A 14697-nucleotide genomic window follows, 5' to 3' on the forward strand; every position below is an offset into this window, starting at 1 on the left:
TGCAGGGTTGAACAGCCAAGTGGGGTCGGCACAACTGTGCCGACCCCGTTCCGGCCTCAGCTGCCGTGGATGGCGGCGCGGATCGTGTCCAGGTCGGCCACGCTGACCGGGTTGTCGTGGCCCGGCATCCGTCGCTTGCCCGCTGAGGGAACTCCGGCGGCGCGCAGTGCCTCACCGAACGCCTTGACCTCCCAACCGATGCGCCCGGCCAGCTCCGATCGAGCTACCAGGCCGTGCTCGTCTTCGCTGATCACGTTGGCCAGCAGCGTCAGCACTTCCGGTGGTTCGCGTCCCGGCTCGGCACCTGTGAGTTCTGGTGTACCGGCGGTGGCGGTGGCGACCTCGGTGGTCAGGCGTGCGGCTGCCGTCGGATCGAGCACCGCCAGGTCGTGCTCTCCGGAGGCGTCCCCGGTCAGCGTCCCGGCCTGCTCGCGCAGCACTCGGCCGCGTTCGCAAGCGGCGCGGATCGCGGTGATGTGCAGCAGGTGCGTGCGCACCGTGACCGCCTCCCTGGCTGACAGCTCGGTCTCACCGTCGGCACCCAGCAGCAGGCCGACGCCCTTGTGGCTGGTCAGCAGCTTGGAGGCGTCCATGCCGGCCTTGTAGGTGCCAGCGCCGAGGATGGTCTCCGATGCCTGCCAGGTCATGGTCTTCAGCGCGAATCGCGTCCCGAGCTGGCCGCGCAGCCCGTCCGGGATGACCTGGGCGTCCGGCTTCTGGGTAGCCAGGACCAGCGAGTAGCCCGCGGCCGGACCGGTCTTGGCGATGTAGGTCAGGAGTTCGCAGATGCGTGCGCCCACCTTCTTGCCCTTGGGGTTGTCATCGTCCAGTGGCACGTCGAGGCCGAGGAAGTTCTGGACCTCATCGATGCCGATCACGGTCAGCGGCATTCGGTGGGTTGGGTCGCGGGTGATCTCCGGGGTGACCTTGGACTCGGGGCACAGTTCGTCGTCCATCTCGGCGAGCCGGTCGAACCGGTCGGCCACGTCCGCCGCGCACTCCTCCAGCACGCTGATCAGCCGGCGGGCGTCGGCCTCCCGGGAGCCTCGGATGAAGCGGTGTGCCACCTGTTCGAACGGTCGGAAGTCCTTGCCGCCCTTGCCGTCGGCGATGATCAGCCGCACGTGAGGGTCCAACGCCGCGGCGGTGAGCGGGAGGCGGGCGACGAACGTCTTGCCTTGGCGAGGGATCGCACCGATCAGCAGGGAAGTCCACACCACCGGCAAGTTCACGGTCGCACCGCGGGCGGTGGTGCCGAAGGGTACTGGCTGCCACAGGTCCCAGCTCGGCGCCGACGCGAGCGGGCTGGGGATCGGGTCGGTGGCGTACGGGTCGGCGTCGCCCACCCACAGCGCCAGCCGTCCGGCGTGGCCGTCGTCGCCCCGGACGCGTTCCACGATCAGCCGCACCTCGTCCACCGCCAGCGCCGAGGCCAGGGCTTCCCGCCTGCCGATCACGTCGGACGCCTTGCGCGACGGTGGCAGGTCGAGTGTCAGCGCCCATCCGGCGCCGTCGTGGCGCGGGGCCTTGACCAGCATCAGCGACTCGTCGCGGCCGATCAGCTTGGCGTCGCGGAACGCGGTGACCAGGTGGTCGCCGTTCATCAGCCACGCCAGCGACCGGGAGCCCAAGCGGGTGCTGCGTCCACCCGCGCCCTCCCGGCTTCGACCGGCCGCCGCCAAGACCGCAGACATCGCGCCAGCAGTGACCAGCAGCGGCAAGGAGCCGACAGCCAGTTCGGCGACCAGGCCGGCAAGGCTGGCCGCGCTCATCCCCACCAGGGAGATCACGCCTCGACGGCGGCGCACGACGGCGATCTCCTGCCACTTGTCGGCCAGCCGGTCGGCGGCCTTGGACGCCTCGTAGAAGTCCGTCACCCGTACCCAAGCCCACCAGGCGCGGGCCGACACCGCCAGGCCGCGCCCGACCGCCGCCGAGTAGCGCATCGGCACCAGCAGCGCTTGGTTCACCAGTTCAACCCCGGCCTGGCGGGCGGACTCGGGGGTCTGCCACTGAGTGGGCAGGCGGGACACCGCCGACTCGGCCAGGCGGCGGACGCGAGAACGCTGGTACTCGGCTTCGGTGATCAGCTCGCCGTCCAAGGCAGGTGCGGTTGCTTCCACCGCACCTGCGTCCTCGGCGTTCCCCTCGACGGGGGCGTTCGGGAACGGAATCAACTCGCCGCCCCTGTCGCCCTGCATCGTCAGGCTCATGCAGCACTCCTGCGGAGGGCATCACGGACCTCGCGGGCCGTGTCGGTTCCGCACCCCAGCGCCTCCCGCAGTCGCGTGGCGGATGGGTCGGCGGACAGGTGGCCGGCGGCGATCATCCAGCGGGCGCGGTCTACCAGTAGGGCCACTCGGTCGCCGGTGGTCCCGCGCTGTGCTGCTGCGGTGCCAGGCGTGTTTTGCCTGTACTCGGGGCTGGTGGGGGTAGGAGTAGGGCCTACCGGTAGGCCGTGGTCGAGGTCGGCGAACGCTGTCCAGATGATCGGCAGCACCGCCACGGCGCCGACCGCGACCAGTGGGCCGATGGCGTGGGCGAGGAGTTGCATCGGGTCGAACCGTGCCCACGGCACCGACACCCACGGCAGGTACGGCCACACGTTGAGGGTCAGCGTCACCGTCAACGCGCCGTACTCGACCACCGCCAGGTGCGGGTGGTGCAGCACCCGGCCGCGGGTCGCCAGGAACGCCCGCGCGCCGACGACCACCAGCAGCACCGTCGAGATCACGGGCTCCACCGCCCAGGCGCCCCACCATGCGGCGGTGCGTTCGACCATGCCCAGGGTGAGCGTGTGGTGAACGCCGGTGGTGGACCACGCCAGTGCCCCGACCAGTGCCGTCAGCGCTGCGGCGGTGAGCACCAGGCGCACCCGTGATGCCTGCCAGGCCCGTGCGGCCGGGTCTTGGGCGAGGGCGTGGAGGCGGGCGGCTTCGGCGGCGCGTTTGCGGCTGCGCCGGACCCGGTCGGTGTCCACCAGCAGCGGCGCGGCGTCGGCCTGCAACTCCAGCAGGAGGTGGGCCTCGTCGACCTCGGCACGGAGGTCGCGGACCCGCTTGGTGGCCGGTGCGGCAGCGGGTGGAGCCGGGTCGGCTGCGGCCGGGGCGTGGGCGGCGACGTAGTTCTCCAGCTCGGCCACGGCGCGCTCCACGTCGTCGTCGTTCGGCTCGGGGAAGGGCGTGGAGGTGTTCATCGCTGCACTCCGCAGTCGTCGCCGGGGCAGTCCACGATGTGCCAGGTGCGGCGCGCGGTGGCGCTGCGGCCAGACAGCAGGTTGGTGGCGTCGCGCAGCCGCTCTGCGGTGGTCCGGTCCTCCAGGCAGTGCGGCGAGGAGCGCCAGCCGTTGGGGTGCGCGATGCTCGGCGGCTCCTTGTAGAAGAGGTGCACCCGGCTCATCGGGCACCCCCGTTTCGCTGCGGCGCGCAGCGCGGGCACGGCACCGACCGCGTGCGGTCCTCGTCCAGCCACAGGACGCGGGCGCTGACCGGGTCGGAGTCGCGGGCGTCGCACTGCCCGCACACCGGTGGCACCGCCGAGCGCCCGGTAGGGGGCGCGCTCGGCGCGGGACGGTTATCTGGACGGTTGAAGGACGGTTTGGGCGTCGTGGTGACGCCCCCGCTGGTCGCTGCTGACGCCCCCAGGCGCTTCTGCTGACGCCCCCTGCTGGTCAGGGGGGCGTCATCCTGACGCCTCTCGTCAGGGGCTGTGGACAACCTGGTGGACAGCGCGAGGTTGTAGACCTGGGGCCGCGAGTTGGCTTCCGGGATCTTGGCGTCGCGCACGTGCGTGTTGCCCGGCTTGATCAGGCCCAACTCCTCCAGCGACCGCAGCGAACGCTGGATGGTCCGTCGGGACAGGCGGGTGTAGCGCATCATCCGCTCGACCGACGGGAACGCGTCGCGGCCGTCGGGACCGGCGTGGTTGGCGAGCGCGATCAGCGTGATCGCCAGCGTCGAGGCATCCTTGCGGTCGGTGGGGATGGGGGCGTGGTTGAGCGCCCAGCTGATGGCTTCGACGCTCACCAGGCACCGTCCACGGCGCGGGCGCGGTAGAGGAGGCTGGCGACGGTGCCGACCACCGAGGTGTCATGGGTAGCCAGCCACTCGATGACCCGCCGGTCGTGCTCACCCAGTTCGACACCGTCCAGCGGCTCCAGGAGAGCGATGACGCGGTCGGCGTGGCGACGAGTGCGCCGCCGGTCAGTGGTCTCGCCCGGCTGCTGGCTGTCGACGGGCCCGCTGTCCTCCATGTCGAAGGGCGGGCGAAGGCGCCGCGGTGGTCGTTGGAGCGGCGTAGTTGAGGTGGGGGAGGGGGTGGTGTTCATCGTGAACAGGACCTCTGGTGCTCGGGTCCCGTCTCACAGGCATCTCACGGACCTGTTGGACGGGGCCGGACTGGAGGCCCTGACCTGGACTGCCGTCGGACTCGACCAGCCACAACGGACCCGACAGGACCACTGTGGACACCCCTTGTCCCGCTGGGGGTCAAGGGGTCGCAGGTTCAAATCCTGTCGTCCCGACGGTCTGAAGAAGCCCGCTGGCTTGGAAAGTTTGCCCAGGTCAGCGGGCTTTTTCGTGTGTTCGCGATGATCTTTGGTTGGTCACGGGACGGTAACTTTCCGATCTTGGTGAACGGTGTATAGGAGCGAAATCGGGAGCGGGCGGCTCCCGATCTTTGACCAACGCCAAGTGGGGTCGCCTCGAACGGGTGAATCCGCCCAACCGACGCCAAACATCACCCGGTGGGGTGAACCATCCTCAAGGTCCGTCAACCGCCCCTGCCTGTCCTGAGCGGCGTCGTAGGCTCGCCGGATGACCGGAACCGACGCGACCGGGCGCAGGCTGAAGGTGACGGCCGAGGTCCTGATCGAGGTCACCGATCCCGCGGCGTTGGAACCGGCCGCGCTGCGTCGCATCGACCAGGCCGACTACTGCCTGGACGACACCGGGCAGACCCTCGAACAGGTGCGCGCCGACGAGCGGGAAGTGGTGCGCGGTGATGTCGAGGCCGCCCTGCTGGAGGTGGTCGACCCCTTCCTGATGGTCGAGGTCGACGGGGTGGAGGTCTCCGGCTCCGAGTGCCAGGTCGCCGAGGTGGACGAGCACGATCGTCCGATCCCGTCGTGGCCGGACTTCGCCTCCCTGTTCGCCGTGTGCGGATGCGGTACCGCGGACTGCGGGGACTGCGCGTCCGATTACGTCACACCGCGCACGGCGGCGGTGCTGTGGGGCATGGCCGGACTGCTGGCCGACCACGCCTACGACGACGTGACCACCCACGGCGACGACCCGGTGGACCCCGACGACGGCACCTGGTCGGTGTTCGACGAGTTCCCGCGGATCACCTGGCGCCAGGACGCGATCTGGCGACGGCGGGCGGCCCGCGCCTTCGACGACCTGGCCGCCGATCTGGCGACGGGCCGGTGGCCGCGACCGACGTGTCCGGCGGAGGAGATGGCGCTGCACCTGATGCTGCGCTACGGCGAGGAACTGACCGACGACGGCGTCTCGGGCCTGGAGACCCACTTCGCCGGCCTGGTCGGCAACTGGGCCGGCGTCCTGGACATCACCGCCGCCTGGACCGGCGCCCGCTGGGGCGAACTCGCCGGACTCCAACGCATCAACACCCACCTCGACGACGGCTGCCTCGTCGTCGCCCCCGACATCGGCGCCCTCCATGAAGTCGACGGACAGCTCGAACTCGGCCCACCCAAACCCCCGAGTCCGCCCGCACCATCACCCTGCCCCCGTTCCTGATCGACCTACTGCGCCACCACCTCGACACCCACGACCACCCCCACGTCTTCGCCACCGCTGACCACCAGCTGCTGCGCCGCTCCAACTACTCCCGCCGCGCCATGCGCCCCGCGGCCGACGGCAACCGCCACCGCTACAACCCCGCCATCCGCCTCAACCCGGTCAAACCCGGCCTGACCTTCCACGGCTTCCGCCACAGCCACAAAACCTGGCTCATCGCCGACGGCATCCCCGAAGTCGCCCAAGCCCGCCGCCTCGGCCACAAACTCCCCGACAAGATCCAGGAGATCTACTCCCACGTCGCCCCCGAAGTCGAACACCGCCTCCTCCACGCCCTGCGGAAGCGGTGGACCGACGCCCTGACCGGGCTCCAACTCACCACCAGCCACACCGCAACCCCATGGCCATCCCCGGCGCTGCCTGCGGCCTGAACATGCAGTCGACAGCGACACGGACCCACGCCCTTCCGTGTACTTCTCGGAAGGCGCCGACGGTGTAGCGGGCAACGCACACCGGACACCGACACAGAACCTGCATGACGAGCAAGTTCACCAACAGGGGAGGGGCGCTCACCCGGCGTCGGACGATCGTAGAGGCAAGACACGTCGCCGCCCGCCCTGCGATCAGTGCAGCCGACGGCATATGGGACCGTGGATGCATGGGAGCCGAGCAGCGGACGATCAACAAAAACGAAGTGAATGAGAAACGCTGTTTTGGTTCGTAAAGCCGCTGGTCGCGAAGCCTCGACCCCGCGCACGCGGGGGTGTTCCGTCCAACTTCTCTTGCTCGATGTCCTTGTCGCTCTCGATCCCGCGCACGCGGGGGTGTTCCTGAGGCTGCGGATGGCTTCGCAGGATGAGTTGCCGTCGGCGAGTTTGCGCCGGTAGTAGGCGCGACACCTGGATGTCGTGGCGGAGTTGCACATTGGCCATGATGTGCAGGACGCGGTTGATGCGGGGTGGTTGCCAGCCTGGGAGAGGCGATGTCGGCGTTGGTCACCGCTGGAGGCGTCGATAGGCGCGGTGCCGTTCCAGCTAGCGAATCGTCCGCGGTCGGGGAGGCGGCTGATGTCGCCGACGTCGCCGAGGATCCTGGCGGCTGGACGAACCGATGTCGTAGAGTTTGCACAGGTCGCTGCCAGCCGTGTCGAGTAGTTCGGCGGGTGCTTGTTGGCGGAGGTCGTCTTCCGGTCGATCGTGGCCAGTTCCGAGATCAATTCGGCGGCGAGCTGTCGTAGGGTCTTGTCAACTACGTCCCGCGGGCGGGACGCCGGTGAGCAGAGCGCGTGCCTGGGGCGCGGACAGGAACTTCTCGGCGTCGGGAATCAGCTCGGTCAGCAGCTTGCGCAGGCGGTTCACCGTGTCGGTGCGAGTTCGTCGCGCCGGTCGACCAGCAGCTGCAGGGCCCCGGTGTGGTCGTCGGCGACGACACGGTTCAGGCCGCGCCGGTGCGCAGTGCGACCAGGGCGATCGAGCGGGCGTCGGTGGTGTCGGTCTTGCGTGCCTGTCGCGTGCCGAACACCCGTGCCCGCGCTGCGAGCTTCGCGGGCACGTCTACGACCGGTTCACCGTCGGCGACGAGGCGCTGCGCCAGGGGCTTGCCAACACCGTTGCAACCCTCGACCGTCCAAACCATGGCCGGCCGGTTGCGTCCTTCTTCAAGCATCCGTCGGTAGCTACCGTTGTCGGTGCCGAACTGTCCTTGTCCGATGGTTCGTTACGGGTCGTCGATGATCTCGGTCGTGCCCGGGTGCTTGTGCGGGTCGACACCGATGACCACGGGACTCACATCGGCTCCTCGCCTGTTCAGGGCACCTGACAGACGGGAGGGCAACGCTACTTCGAACTGGACGGACCCCTCTTGAGTCACAACCCCGCCTCGATGCCCGGCGCGACACACGTCATAGATGAGCCACACCGCCGCATACGCAGGTGGACAGCCGATGAGAGAGCGTCCCGCCCAACATCTCGATCGAGCCTGGTTTGGCATCGGCCGTGGCACCAGTCAACAGGACCAGATGAGCGGACGGTCGGTGATGTCGAACCCTGCCTCCGCTCGGCGCGGAGCTCAACACGCCTACTTGACCATGCGAAAACTGGTGTACGCCGACGACCTACCGGCGCGGCTGCTGTGACCGGCGACCAACCGTGAGGTAGCAGAGATTCCACACTCGGTGGACTCTTCCGCTGTCGGAGCCTCAGCAACACCACGGGCGAGCACCTCCGCCGGTGGATCGGCCACGAGTTCGAGGCCGGCCCGGGTCGCCCGCGTGCACCTGGCAGGTCACCGTCCACAGGAGACGATCGCCGTCCATAGCAGCCTCGGCGACAGCGTCGTAGCGCCTGCGGCCCAACGTACGGCCCGCGGGGCGGACGACGACCACAGCATCCGGACGGTGTTCTCGTCGTCGCCCAGGACTCTTGACGAGCGGCATACGCGGCGTCGCCGGTGGCCGAGCCCGAGGAAGTGCCCCACCTCTTGGTTCACCCCGTAGATCCGGTAGCCGCGCAGGTCGTCGCCGCAGGCAACCGGGGTGCGGGAGGTGCGGCGGACTGGTTCCGGCAGAAGCATGATCAATCGCCGAAAAGTTTCGGAGCATTATTTCTGTGCACTACGCCCAATGTTGCCAGTCTCCGTGCATGATCGACTCACGAAAAACTTTCGGAGATCCGGATTGTTTTCGGCGGTGATGCATGTCACACGAACTGATCTTTCTGCTCATCGGTGACGCCGCTACGGTGGTGACTGACGGTGTTTGCATGGTGTGTCACCGTCATCTATCGGGGGACAATAGATCGGTCCGTTGAGGGCTGGTCATATCTGTGCGCACGGCTGTGCCGTCTGCGCGTAAGCAAGTTGCTTCGGGGGGTAGTTCAGTGTATTCACGCTGGGCAGATTCAGCGAGAACTCTGCAAGTCGGCGGCATTCCGGTTACCATCAAGCCGGACCGGACCCTGCGCGCCAAGGTAACGGACTCCTGCGGTCTGACCTGTACCTTCTGTCACAACGAAGGCACGCCGGTCACGGTCGACAATCGGGGTCGGAGCTCGCGCACTTTCCTTGCGTCGGGGCGTTCCGGGAGGTCGTCCATTTATCTCGGTCGCAATGGGGTGGATTTCCTCGCCGCGACGATGCGCGCGGACGAGGACCTGCGGCAGGCGCTGGAGTCGATGGCCGCCGGCCTGGATCTCGACGAGCTTCACCTCACAGGCGGCGAGCCGACCCTGCACCCGACTATCGCCGACATCGTCGCACTGGGCGCAGCGGCCGGTTACCGCGTCTGCATGACCTCGAACGGTGAGAACGGCGAACGGGTGATGAGGGCCTGCGCGAAGGCGGGTCTCGACCGCGTCAACCTGAGCATCTTCGGGACGACCCCGGAGGAACTCGCCGAGGTCCAGGAAGAGCGCTTCCGGGACGTCCGCCTGGCTGCGAAGAAGATCGAGGCGCTGGAACGAACGATTGACGCTGCCTTGACGCACGGCGTGAGGGTCAGTGCGAATATCGTCGTGCCCGATCGGACCCACATACCGCGGGTGCACCGCCTCTTCGAGGCGTACTCGGATCAACTCTCCATTCGCCTGCTGAACTCACTCGGCGACGGCATGGAGTCCATCCGAAGCATCAACCAGGTGCTCGACGAACTCGGCGCCAGGCCGGTCGCGCACCACGCGACCGCTGGGGCATCCGGTTACCGGACGGAATATGTCCTGCCGAACGGGCGCACCGCCTACTTCAAGAAGATCCGTCCGACCAGGCTTTCAAAAACCTGTGCGACATGCCGCTTCCGTGACCCCGCCACGTGCGAGGAAGGGTATTACGGGCTTCGTCTCTACCGATCCACCGACGGTCGCTACCTGACGGGTGTGTGCATCCAGCGGATGGACTTGTGTCTGCCGGTGGAGGAATTCGTGTCGAGCGCCCTGGCCGACGAGGTCCGCGAACTGAGGGAACGGGAACTCGCCGACCCCGAAGCGATACTCAACCACCTGAGCGTCGAATTCGAGCAAGTCTAGAGCCTCGAGAGGGTTTGTTTAATGTCCAGGAATGAAATCGCGGTCGTCGTCCTCGAGTACAATCGGCACAAGCGTCTGCAGTTGATCCTCGAACGGCTGACCGAGCAGGACATCGGCCAGGACAGGTTCCGCGTCGTCGTCGTCGACAACGGTAGCGCCGAACCACTCCGCCCCGTCGTCGACGACTACGCCTCCAAGCTCTCGATCGAGTACCTCCGCATCGAGAAGCCGGTGAGCAGGGGCAAGGCGAGGAACTGCGGCATCGAAGCTGTGCGAGAGCCTGCGGTGCTCATCCTCGACGGTGACACGCTGCCGGACCGGGACCTGGTGCGACGCCACCTCGAGGTGCTCGCCGACCCTGACGTCGCGGTGAGCCTCGGCTCACGGCGAGAGCGCCGGGTCCGTTCCTTGACGACCCCGGTGCCGCTCGACCACGACTCGCCCACCACCTTCGCGGCGTTGCACGAGCAGGCGGAGCGTGATCTCCGGGTACCCGACATCGACCAGCCGGTGATCCAAGCCAACTTCCGCAGGATCGGCTACTTCTTCTTCTACAGCCACAACATCGCCGTGCGGACGGACATCGCCAAGGCGGCGGGGGGCTTCAACGAGGAGCTGGTCGGCTGGGGGTTGGAAGACCTCGAGTTCGGGTTCAGGATCCGGGAGGTGTTGTCCGGGGGGCAGACGATGAAGTGGTCTCCGCAGGCGGGCTCGGTGCACGTCCCGCACCTGCGTGACTTCGTCAGGAACTTCGGCGACTTGAAGTCGAACCAGGAGAAGCTGCACCAGAGCTACAAGTCGTTCCACTGGGAGGGGCACAAGTTCGCGACTCCGTTGCTCGAGTGTTTGCGCATCATGATGATCGAGGAACTCACCGAAGCGTTGCCGCACGACGCCGTCCTCCCGGAACTGCCGGAGATCGAACGTTGGGTGGGCGACGTCGAGTCGGGCGACTCGTGGCTTCTGGGAATCGGCAGGGTCGCTGGGTGGCGCGGTATTGCGCCGCAACTGCGCTCGTCTCTTGTGGACTGGCGTGATCCCGCCGTGCCGAGTTTCTGTGGCACGCAGTTCCTGCACCAGGACAACACGTTCCGCAATGTGATCAACCTCGATGTGTGGCGCGCACTGCCTTGGCACCACGTGTCGGAGGCACTCGGCGAAGCCAGGCGCGTCTCGCAGTTTCCGATCTTCGTGGCGACCGCGGCACACGACGCGAATGTCGCGGGCCTGGAGTCGAGCCCGGGCCTCGACCGGAGCGTGCCGCGGTTCGTCGAGGACGCCGAATGGCTCGCGGCGGCCGTGCGCGACTTCGGTCTAGCGTGTGAAACCACGCGGACTGCGGAGGCGGTCGCGGTGCGGGTGCTTCCGGTCGGGTACTGACGAACCATGGCCGAGGTGCTGACACCGGCAGGGAAGAGGTCGTGGCCGTTCTACGTGGCGGGGTTCGTGGACTCCGTGGGCTCCGGTCTGTTCCTCCCTGTCTCCATGCTCTACTTCATCCGAGTGGTGGGTCTGCCCGAGTGGCAGGTCGGCACCTTCATCGCGTTGTCGAGCGTGATCGCGCTCGTCGTGCCGGCATTGGTCGGATCGTTGATCGACCGGGTCGGGCCGCTGCGAATCATCGTCATCGGCCAAGTCCTGCAGGCAGTGGGAACGGCGGGCTACCTGCTGGTCGGCAGCCCGTTCGGGGTGCTGGTGGTGACGATGCTGTGCGCGGTCGGGCAGCGTGTGTTCTGGTCCTGTTTCTTCGGCCTGGGCGCTCAACTGGCGGGTGATGGCCCGAAGGAGAAGTGGTTCTCGGTCGCCTCGACCATGCAGGCCGGGGGCGCGGGCATAGGTGGACTTCTGGCGGCGTTGTTGTTCGTTTCCGACACCGCGGCCAGCTACGTGCTCCTGATCGTGCTCAACGCCGCCAGCTTCGCCGTGTCGGCGGCGCTGCTACTCGTCATCCGGGTGGGCAAGACCGGCACATCTCTCGACACAGGCGATGGCGTATCCGGGAACGGGGGATACCGGCTGGTGCTCCGAGACCGGCGATACCTGCTGATCGTCGTACTCGGCACCGTCCTGGCGATTCCGAGCACTTTCTTCGCCTCGGGGCTTCCGGTCTACCTGACCCAGGAACTGGACGCGCCGTCGTGGATCAGCGGCGGGCTGTTGACGACGGTCACCGTGCTGATGGTTGCGTTGCAGATGCTGGCCGTGCGCGTGGTACGAGGCGTCCGGCACACCACCACACTGGCCATCTGCGCCTTCTTGTGGACGGCGTGGGCGATCGCGATGGCGGTGGCCTCGACCGTGGACGACTCCGTGCTGGTGGCGTTCCTGTTCGCGGTGACCGGCTTCTACATCGTGGCCGACCTGCTGCACGGACCGATCGTCAACGCACTCGTCGAGGAGATCGCTCCTGGGGGGATGAAGGGCCGCTACCTGGCCTTCTTCCAGTATTCGTACAACTTCGCCGCAGTGCTGTCGCCGCTGTTGGTGGCGGCGTTCGCCTGGGGCCCCGCGCTGCCGTGGGGGATCTTCGCCGCGCTGAGTGGTGCTTCCGGCTTGCTCTTTCTGATGCTCAACGTGGGGGGACGTCGTGCCAGGAAACCTTGACGAACCACGACGCCGTCGTGCGCTGGTGTATTGCACCTTCGACGGTGTGGCCAATCTCTATCACGGGATCGGAACACAGACCAGGTACCTGATCTCCTGTCTGGGTGGTCACCGCGCCGAACTCGTTGACGCGGTAGGGGAGTTCGACGTGCACCTGCTGGTACCGGACGCGAGCTACTCGCGTCCCGGTTACGCGGTGGACGAAGCGATGCTCGCCGCCAACCGCTTGCGGGTCGAAGCAGCGGACATCACGTTGTGGGAGCTCGCCCACGACGACTCACGGCTGTTCCACATCGACAAATGGCACCAGGTGTCCGCCGAGGCGGCCAGGGTCGTCAGTGTCCTCGCGGAGCGCTACGACGAGGTGCTGGTGGTCGCTGTCGACGCCATCTACTGCGTGGTGGGCGACCACCTGGACCGGCTCCTGACCCCAGGCCAGTGGGAGCGGACGTCGCTGGTCTACACGCTCTACAGCAGTTCCCGTATCCCGGGCACCACTCAGGAGCCGGGACGCGACGAGGGCGAGCTCGCCGCGGTGATGCGGGCGAACACCGACCCGAGGGTGTTCTTCGCCGATGTAGGCACCTATTTCTCCGCGCATCTGGTGGAGGACTTCGGGCTCGACCCCACGCGGCTGCGCCCGTTCATCCAGGCGCTGAGCCTGGACGACCCTGAGCTGCAGCGACGTGATCGCGCCGAAGCGCTCGAAGAGGTCCGGTCCTGGAACATCCCGCTGGACCGGCCGATCGTGCTGTCGATGGGCCGCGCGGATCCGATCAAAGGACTGGATCGGGCGATCAGGGCGGTGACCCCGCTGCGCGAACGGCTCCACTTTGTACTCATCGCGGCGCCGTACACACCCGAGGACGCCGAGATCCGCAAGTACCGGACGCTTCTGGCCGAGTCGGGCCTGCGGCACACGCTGGTCCCCAGGTTCGACAGAACTCTGCCGCGTAGCCTGTGCTCGTTGCATGAGACGGCTGCGGTGCTGTCCGCATCACTCGGCGAACCGTGCGGACAAGTGCCCCAGGAGGCGGCGCTCTGGGCGCAGGGCGGCGGCCCGGTCGTGATCGTGCCCGACGAAGGTGGCCTTGCGGCGCAGATCATCCCGGGCACGACCGGGTTCGTGTTCCCCCAGGGCGACATCGGGGCGATGACCCGCATGGTCGAGACCGTTCTGGACCAGACACCCGAGGAACGGGATCGGATGCGCGCGGCAGCGACGCGGAAGGTCCTGCAGGAACGCGACTTCACTCGGTCGCTGGGCACGTTCCTGAAATCGGTGTGGGGTGTTCGACAGGCGGTGTCGCATGGCTGAGTCGACGGTGTTGGTCGTGGGCGGAGCCGGGTTCATCGGCACGAACCTCGTCCGCTATTGGCTGGACGAGCACCCTCGGGACCGGGTCATCTCGCTGACCAGTCCGCGGCACCGCAAGCACGCGCACGACTCCGCTGTGAACGTCGAGTGCGAGCTGGACAATCCTGTCCGCATCCGAGAGGTCCTGTCCGAGCACGACGTCGACACGGTGATCAACTGTGGTGGTTGGTCGGACAACGCCAGGGCGGTACGTGATCCGCTGGGCTGTTTCCGCGCCAACGTGGCCGACTGCGTGAACGTTCTGGAGGCTTGCCGCACCAGCGGTGTGCGCCGGTATCACCAGGTCTCCTCCGCGGAGGTCTACGGAGACATCGACGACCGGGCCACCGCGGACGTCGACGAGTCGGCGGCGCAGCGCCCGTTCACCCCGTACAGTTCGACGAAGGCGGCCGCGGACCACCTAGCTCTCGCGTATGGCCGGACCTACCGGTTCGACGTGACGATCACGTTGTCCTCAAACAACTACGGGCCGGCCCAGCTACCGGAGAAGTTGATCCCCCGCTTTGTGATCCGGGCACTGCTGGGGCAACAGCTCCCGATCTTCGACTCACCGGGGTCGAGCAGGGAGTGGTTGCACGTCAAGGATCACTGCCGCGCGATCGACCACATTCTCGCTCATGGCACCCCGGGACAGCGGTACAACGTCGGCAGTGGGGAGAGCGCGGATGCGCATCAGATCGCGGACCTGATCCTCGACTACCTCGGCCTGCCTACGGCTTTGAAGACCCTCGTGCCCTCGCGGCCTGTGCTGTTGCGCCGCACGGGTGTGGACTCGGGCAAGCTCCGCACCGAGGTCGGCTGGCGACCGGAGAAGCACTTCGCGACCGCCCTCAAGGAAACGATCGAGTGGTACGTCGACAATCGCACGTGGTGGCTTCCCCACGTCGACCTCGTGGGGGCTCGATGATGATGGCTCGGCTCACTGGCAAGGGGGTGTCCG

The 14697-nt window shown here is 67.5% G+C and carries 13 protein-coding genes and 1 pseudogene; 7 read left to right on the forward strand and 7 right to left on the reverse strand.

What is annotated here, in order from left to right:
* Nucleotides 1–56: 56 nt before the first annotated feature.
* The 5 genes from EKG83_RS09775 to EKG83_RS09795 are packed head-to-tail and all read right to left on the reverse strand — an operon-like array spanning nucleotide 57 to nucleotide 4252.
* Complete coding sequence (locus tag EKG83_RS09775; RefSeq protein ID WP_153277970.1) at nucleotides 57–2213, reverse strand: cell division protein FtsK; 2157 nt, start codon at nucleotides 2211–2213, stop codon at nucleotides 57–59.
* Nucleotides 2210–3196, reverse strand: coding sequence for a hypothetical protein (locus EKG83_RS09780; RefSeq protein ID WP_033433660.1), 987 nt, complete (start codon nucleotides 3194–3196; stop codon nucleotides 2210–2212). Before EKG83_RS09780 ends, EKG83_RS09775 begins: the two co-directional genes overlap by 4 nt.
* The gene (locus EKG83_RS09785) at nucleotides 3193–3399 is read right to left on the reverse strand and encodes a hypothetical protein (RefSeq protein WP_153277971.1); all 207 of its coding nucleotides are present in this window, start codon (nucleotides 3397–3399) and stop codon (nucleotides 3193–3195) included. Before EKG83_RS09785 ends, EKG83_RS09780 begins: the two co-directional genes overlap by 4 nt.
* Nucleotides 3396–4025, reverse strand: coding sequence for a helix-turn-helix domain-containing protein (locus EKG83_RS09790; protein WP_051766526.1), 630 nt, complete (start codon nucleotides 4023–4025; stop codon nucleotides 3396–3398). The genes EKG83_RS09785 and EKG83_RS09790 overlap by 4 nt, the downstream gene beginning before the upstream one ends.
* Nucleotides 4022–4252, reverse strand: coding sequence for a hypothetical protein (locus EKG83_RS09795; protein ID WP_033433662.1), 231 nt, complete (start codon nucleotides 4250–4252; stop codon nucleotides 4022–4024). The genes EKG83_RS09790 and EKG83_RS09795 overlap by 4 nt, the downstream gene beginning before the upstream one ends.
* Nucleotides 4253–4814: 562 nt before the next feature.
* Between EKG83_RS09795 and EKG83_RS47580 the strand changes: the two genes are divergently transcribed.
* Both EKG83_RS47580 and EKG83_RS47585 read left to right on the forward strand, forming a co-directional pair.
* Nucleotides 4815–5759 carry a hypothetical protein gene (locus tag EKG83_RS47580; protein WP_051766527.1) on the forward strand — a complete coding sequence of 315 codons (945 nt, stop codon included), beginning with the start codon at nucleotides 4815–4817 and terminating at the stop codon, nucleotides 5757–5759.
* Between the two features lie 8 nt (nucleotides 5760–5767).
* Nucleotides 5768–6190 (forward strand): site-specific integrase, encoded by a 423-nt coding sequence (locus EKG83_RS47585; protein WP_248782430.1) that lies wholly within the window; start codon nucleotides 5768–5770, stop codon nucleotides 6188–6190.
* A gap of 464 nt (nucleotides 6191–6654) precedes the next feature.
* On the opposite strand, the pseudogene EKG83_RS49535 reads toward EKG83_RS47585, so the two are convergent.
* Together EKG83_RS49535 and EKG83_RS09810 are read right to left on the reverse strand one after the other, a co-directional pair.
* Nucleotides 6655–6975: pseudogene (locus EKG83_RS49535) on the reverse strand (transposase); the annotation flags it as partial.
* A gap of 218 nt (nucleotides 6976–7193) precedes the next feature.
* Nucleotides 7194–7469: an IS110 family transposase gene (locus EKG83_RS09810; RefSeq protein WP_228122846.1), complete on the reverse strand. Its 276-nt coding sequence runs from the start codon at nucleotides 7467–7469 to the stop codon at nucleotides 7194–7196.
* Between the two features lie 1166 nt (nucleotides 7470–8635).
* On the opposite strand from EKG83_RS09810, the gene EKG83_RS09815 reads away from it, so the two are divergent.
* The 5 genes from EKG83_RS09815 to EKG83_RS09835 are packed head-to-tail and all read left to right on the forward strand — an operon-like array spanning nucleotide 8636 to nucleotide 14664.
* Nucleotides 8636–9775, forward strand: a complete 1140-nt coding sequence (locus tag EKG83_RS09815; protein WP_228122546.1) for a radical SAM protein — start codon at nucleotides 8636–8638, stop codon at nucleotides 9773–9775.
* 21 nt (nucleotides 9776–9796) lie between these two features.
* Nucleotides 9797–11155, forward strand: a complete 1359-nt coding sequence (locus EKG83_RS09820) for a glycosyltransferase (protein ID WP_033433663.1) — start codon at nucleotides 9797–9799, stop codon at nucleotides 11153–11155.
* Between the two features lie 6 nt (nucleotides 11156–11161).
* The gene (locus tag EKG83_RS09825; protein ID WP_033433664.1) at nucleotides 11162–12379 is read left to right on the forward strand and encodes an MFS transporter; all 1218 of its coding nucleotides are present in this window, start codon (nucleotides 11162–11164) and stop codon (nucleotides 12377–12379) included.
* A gap of 46 nt (nucleotides 12380–12425) precedes the next feature.
* Nucleotides 12426–13697, forward strand: a complete 1272-nt coding sequence (locus EKG83_RS09830; RefSeq protein ID WP_153277973.1) for a glycosyltransferase family 4 protein — start codon at nucleotides 12426–12428, stop codon at nucleotides 13695–13697.
* Nucleotides 13690–14664 carry a dTDP-glucose 4,6-dehydratase gene (locus tag EKG83_RS09835; protein WP_033433666.1) on the forward strand — a complete coding sequence of 325 codons (975 nt, stop codon included), beginning with the start codon at nucleotides 13690–13692 and terminating at the stop codon, nucleotides 14662–14664. Before EKG83_RS09830 ends, EKG83_RS09835 begins: the two co-directional genes overlap by 8 nt.
* The last annotated feature ends 33 nt before the right edge of the window (nucleotides 14665–14697 follow it).

The sequence above is a fragment of the Saccharothrix syringae genome (assembly GCF_009498035.1).
GTDB classification, from domain to species: Bacteria; Actinomycetota; Actinomycetes; order Mycobacteriales; family Pseudonocardiaceae; genus Actinosynnema; species Actinosynnema syringae.

What these genes read in the sequence shown, in the direction of transcription:
- EKG83_RS47580 (WP_051766527.1), top strand. Translation starts at nt 4,815, where the DNA reads ATGACCGGAACCGACGCGACCGGGCGCAGGCTGAAGGTGACGGCCGAG.
- EKG83_RS09825 (WP_033433664.1), top strand. Translation starts at nt 11,162, where the DNA reads ATGGCCGAGGTGCTGACACCGGCAGGGAAGAGGTCGTGGCCGTTCTAC.
- EKG83_RS09785 (WP_153277971.1), bottom strand. Translation starts at nt 3,399, where the DNA reads ATGAGCCGGGTGCACCTCTTCTACAAGGAGCCGCCGAGCATCGCGCAC.
- EKG83_RS09780 (WP_033433660.1), bottom strand. Translation starts at nt 3,196, where the DNA reads ATGAACACCTCCACGCCCTTCCCCGAGCCGAACGACGACGACGTGGAG.
- EKG83_RS09795 (WP_033433662.1), bottom strand. Translation starts at nt 4,252, where the DNA reads ATGGAGGACAGCGGGCCCGTCGACAGCCAGCAGCCGGGCGAGACCACT.
- EKG83_RS09820 (WP_033433663.1), top strand. Translation starts at nt 9,797, where the DNA reads ATGTCCAGGAATGAAATCGCGGTCGTCGTCCTCGAGTACAATCGGCAC.
- EKG83_RS09775 (WP_153277970.1), bottom strand. Translation starts at nt 2,213, where the DNA reads ATGAGCCTGACGATGCAGGGCGACAGGGGCGGCGAGTTGATTCCGTTC.
- EKG83_RS09835 (WP_033433666.1), top strand. Translation starts at nt 13,690, where the DNA reads ATGGCTGAGTCGACGGTGTTGGTCGTGGGCGGAGCCGGGTTCATCGGC.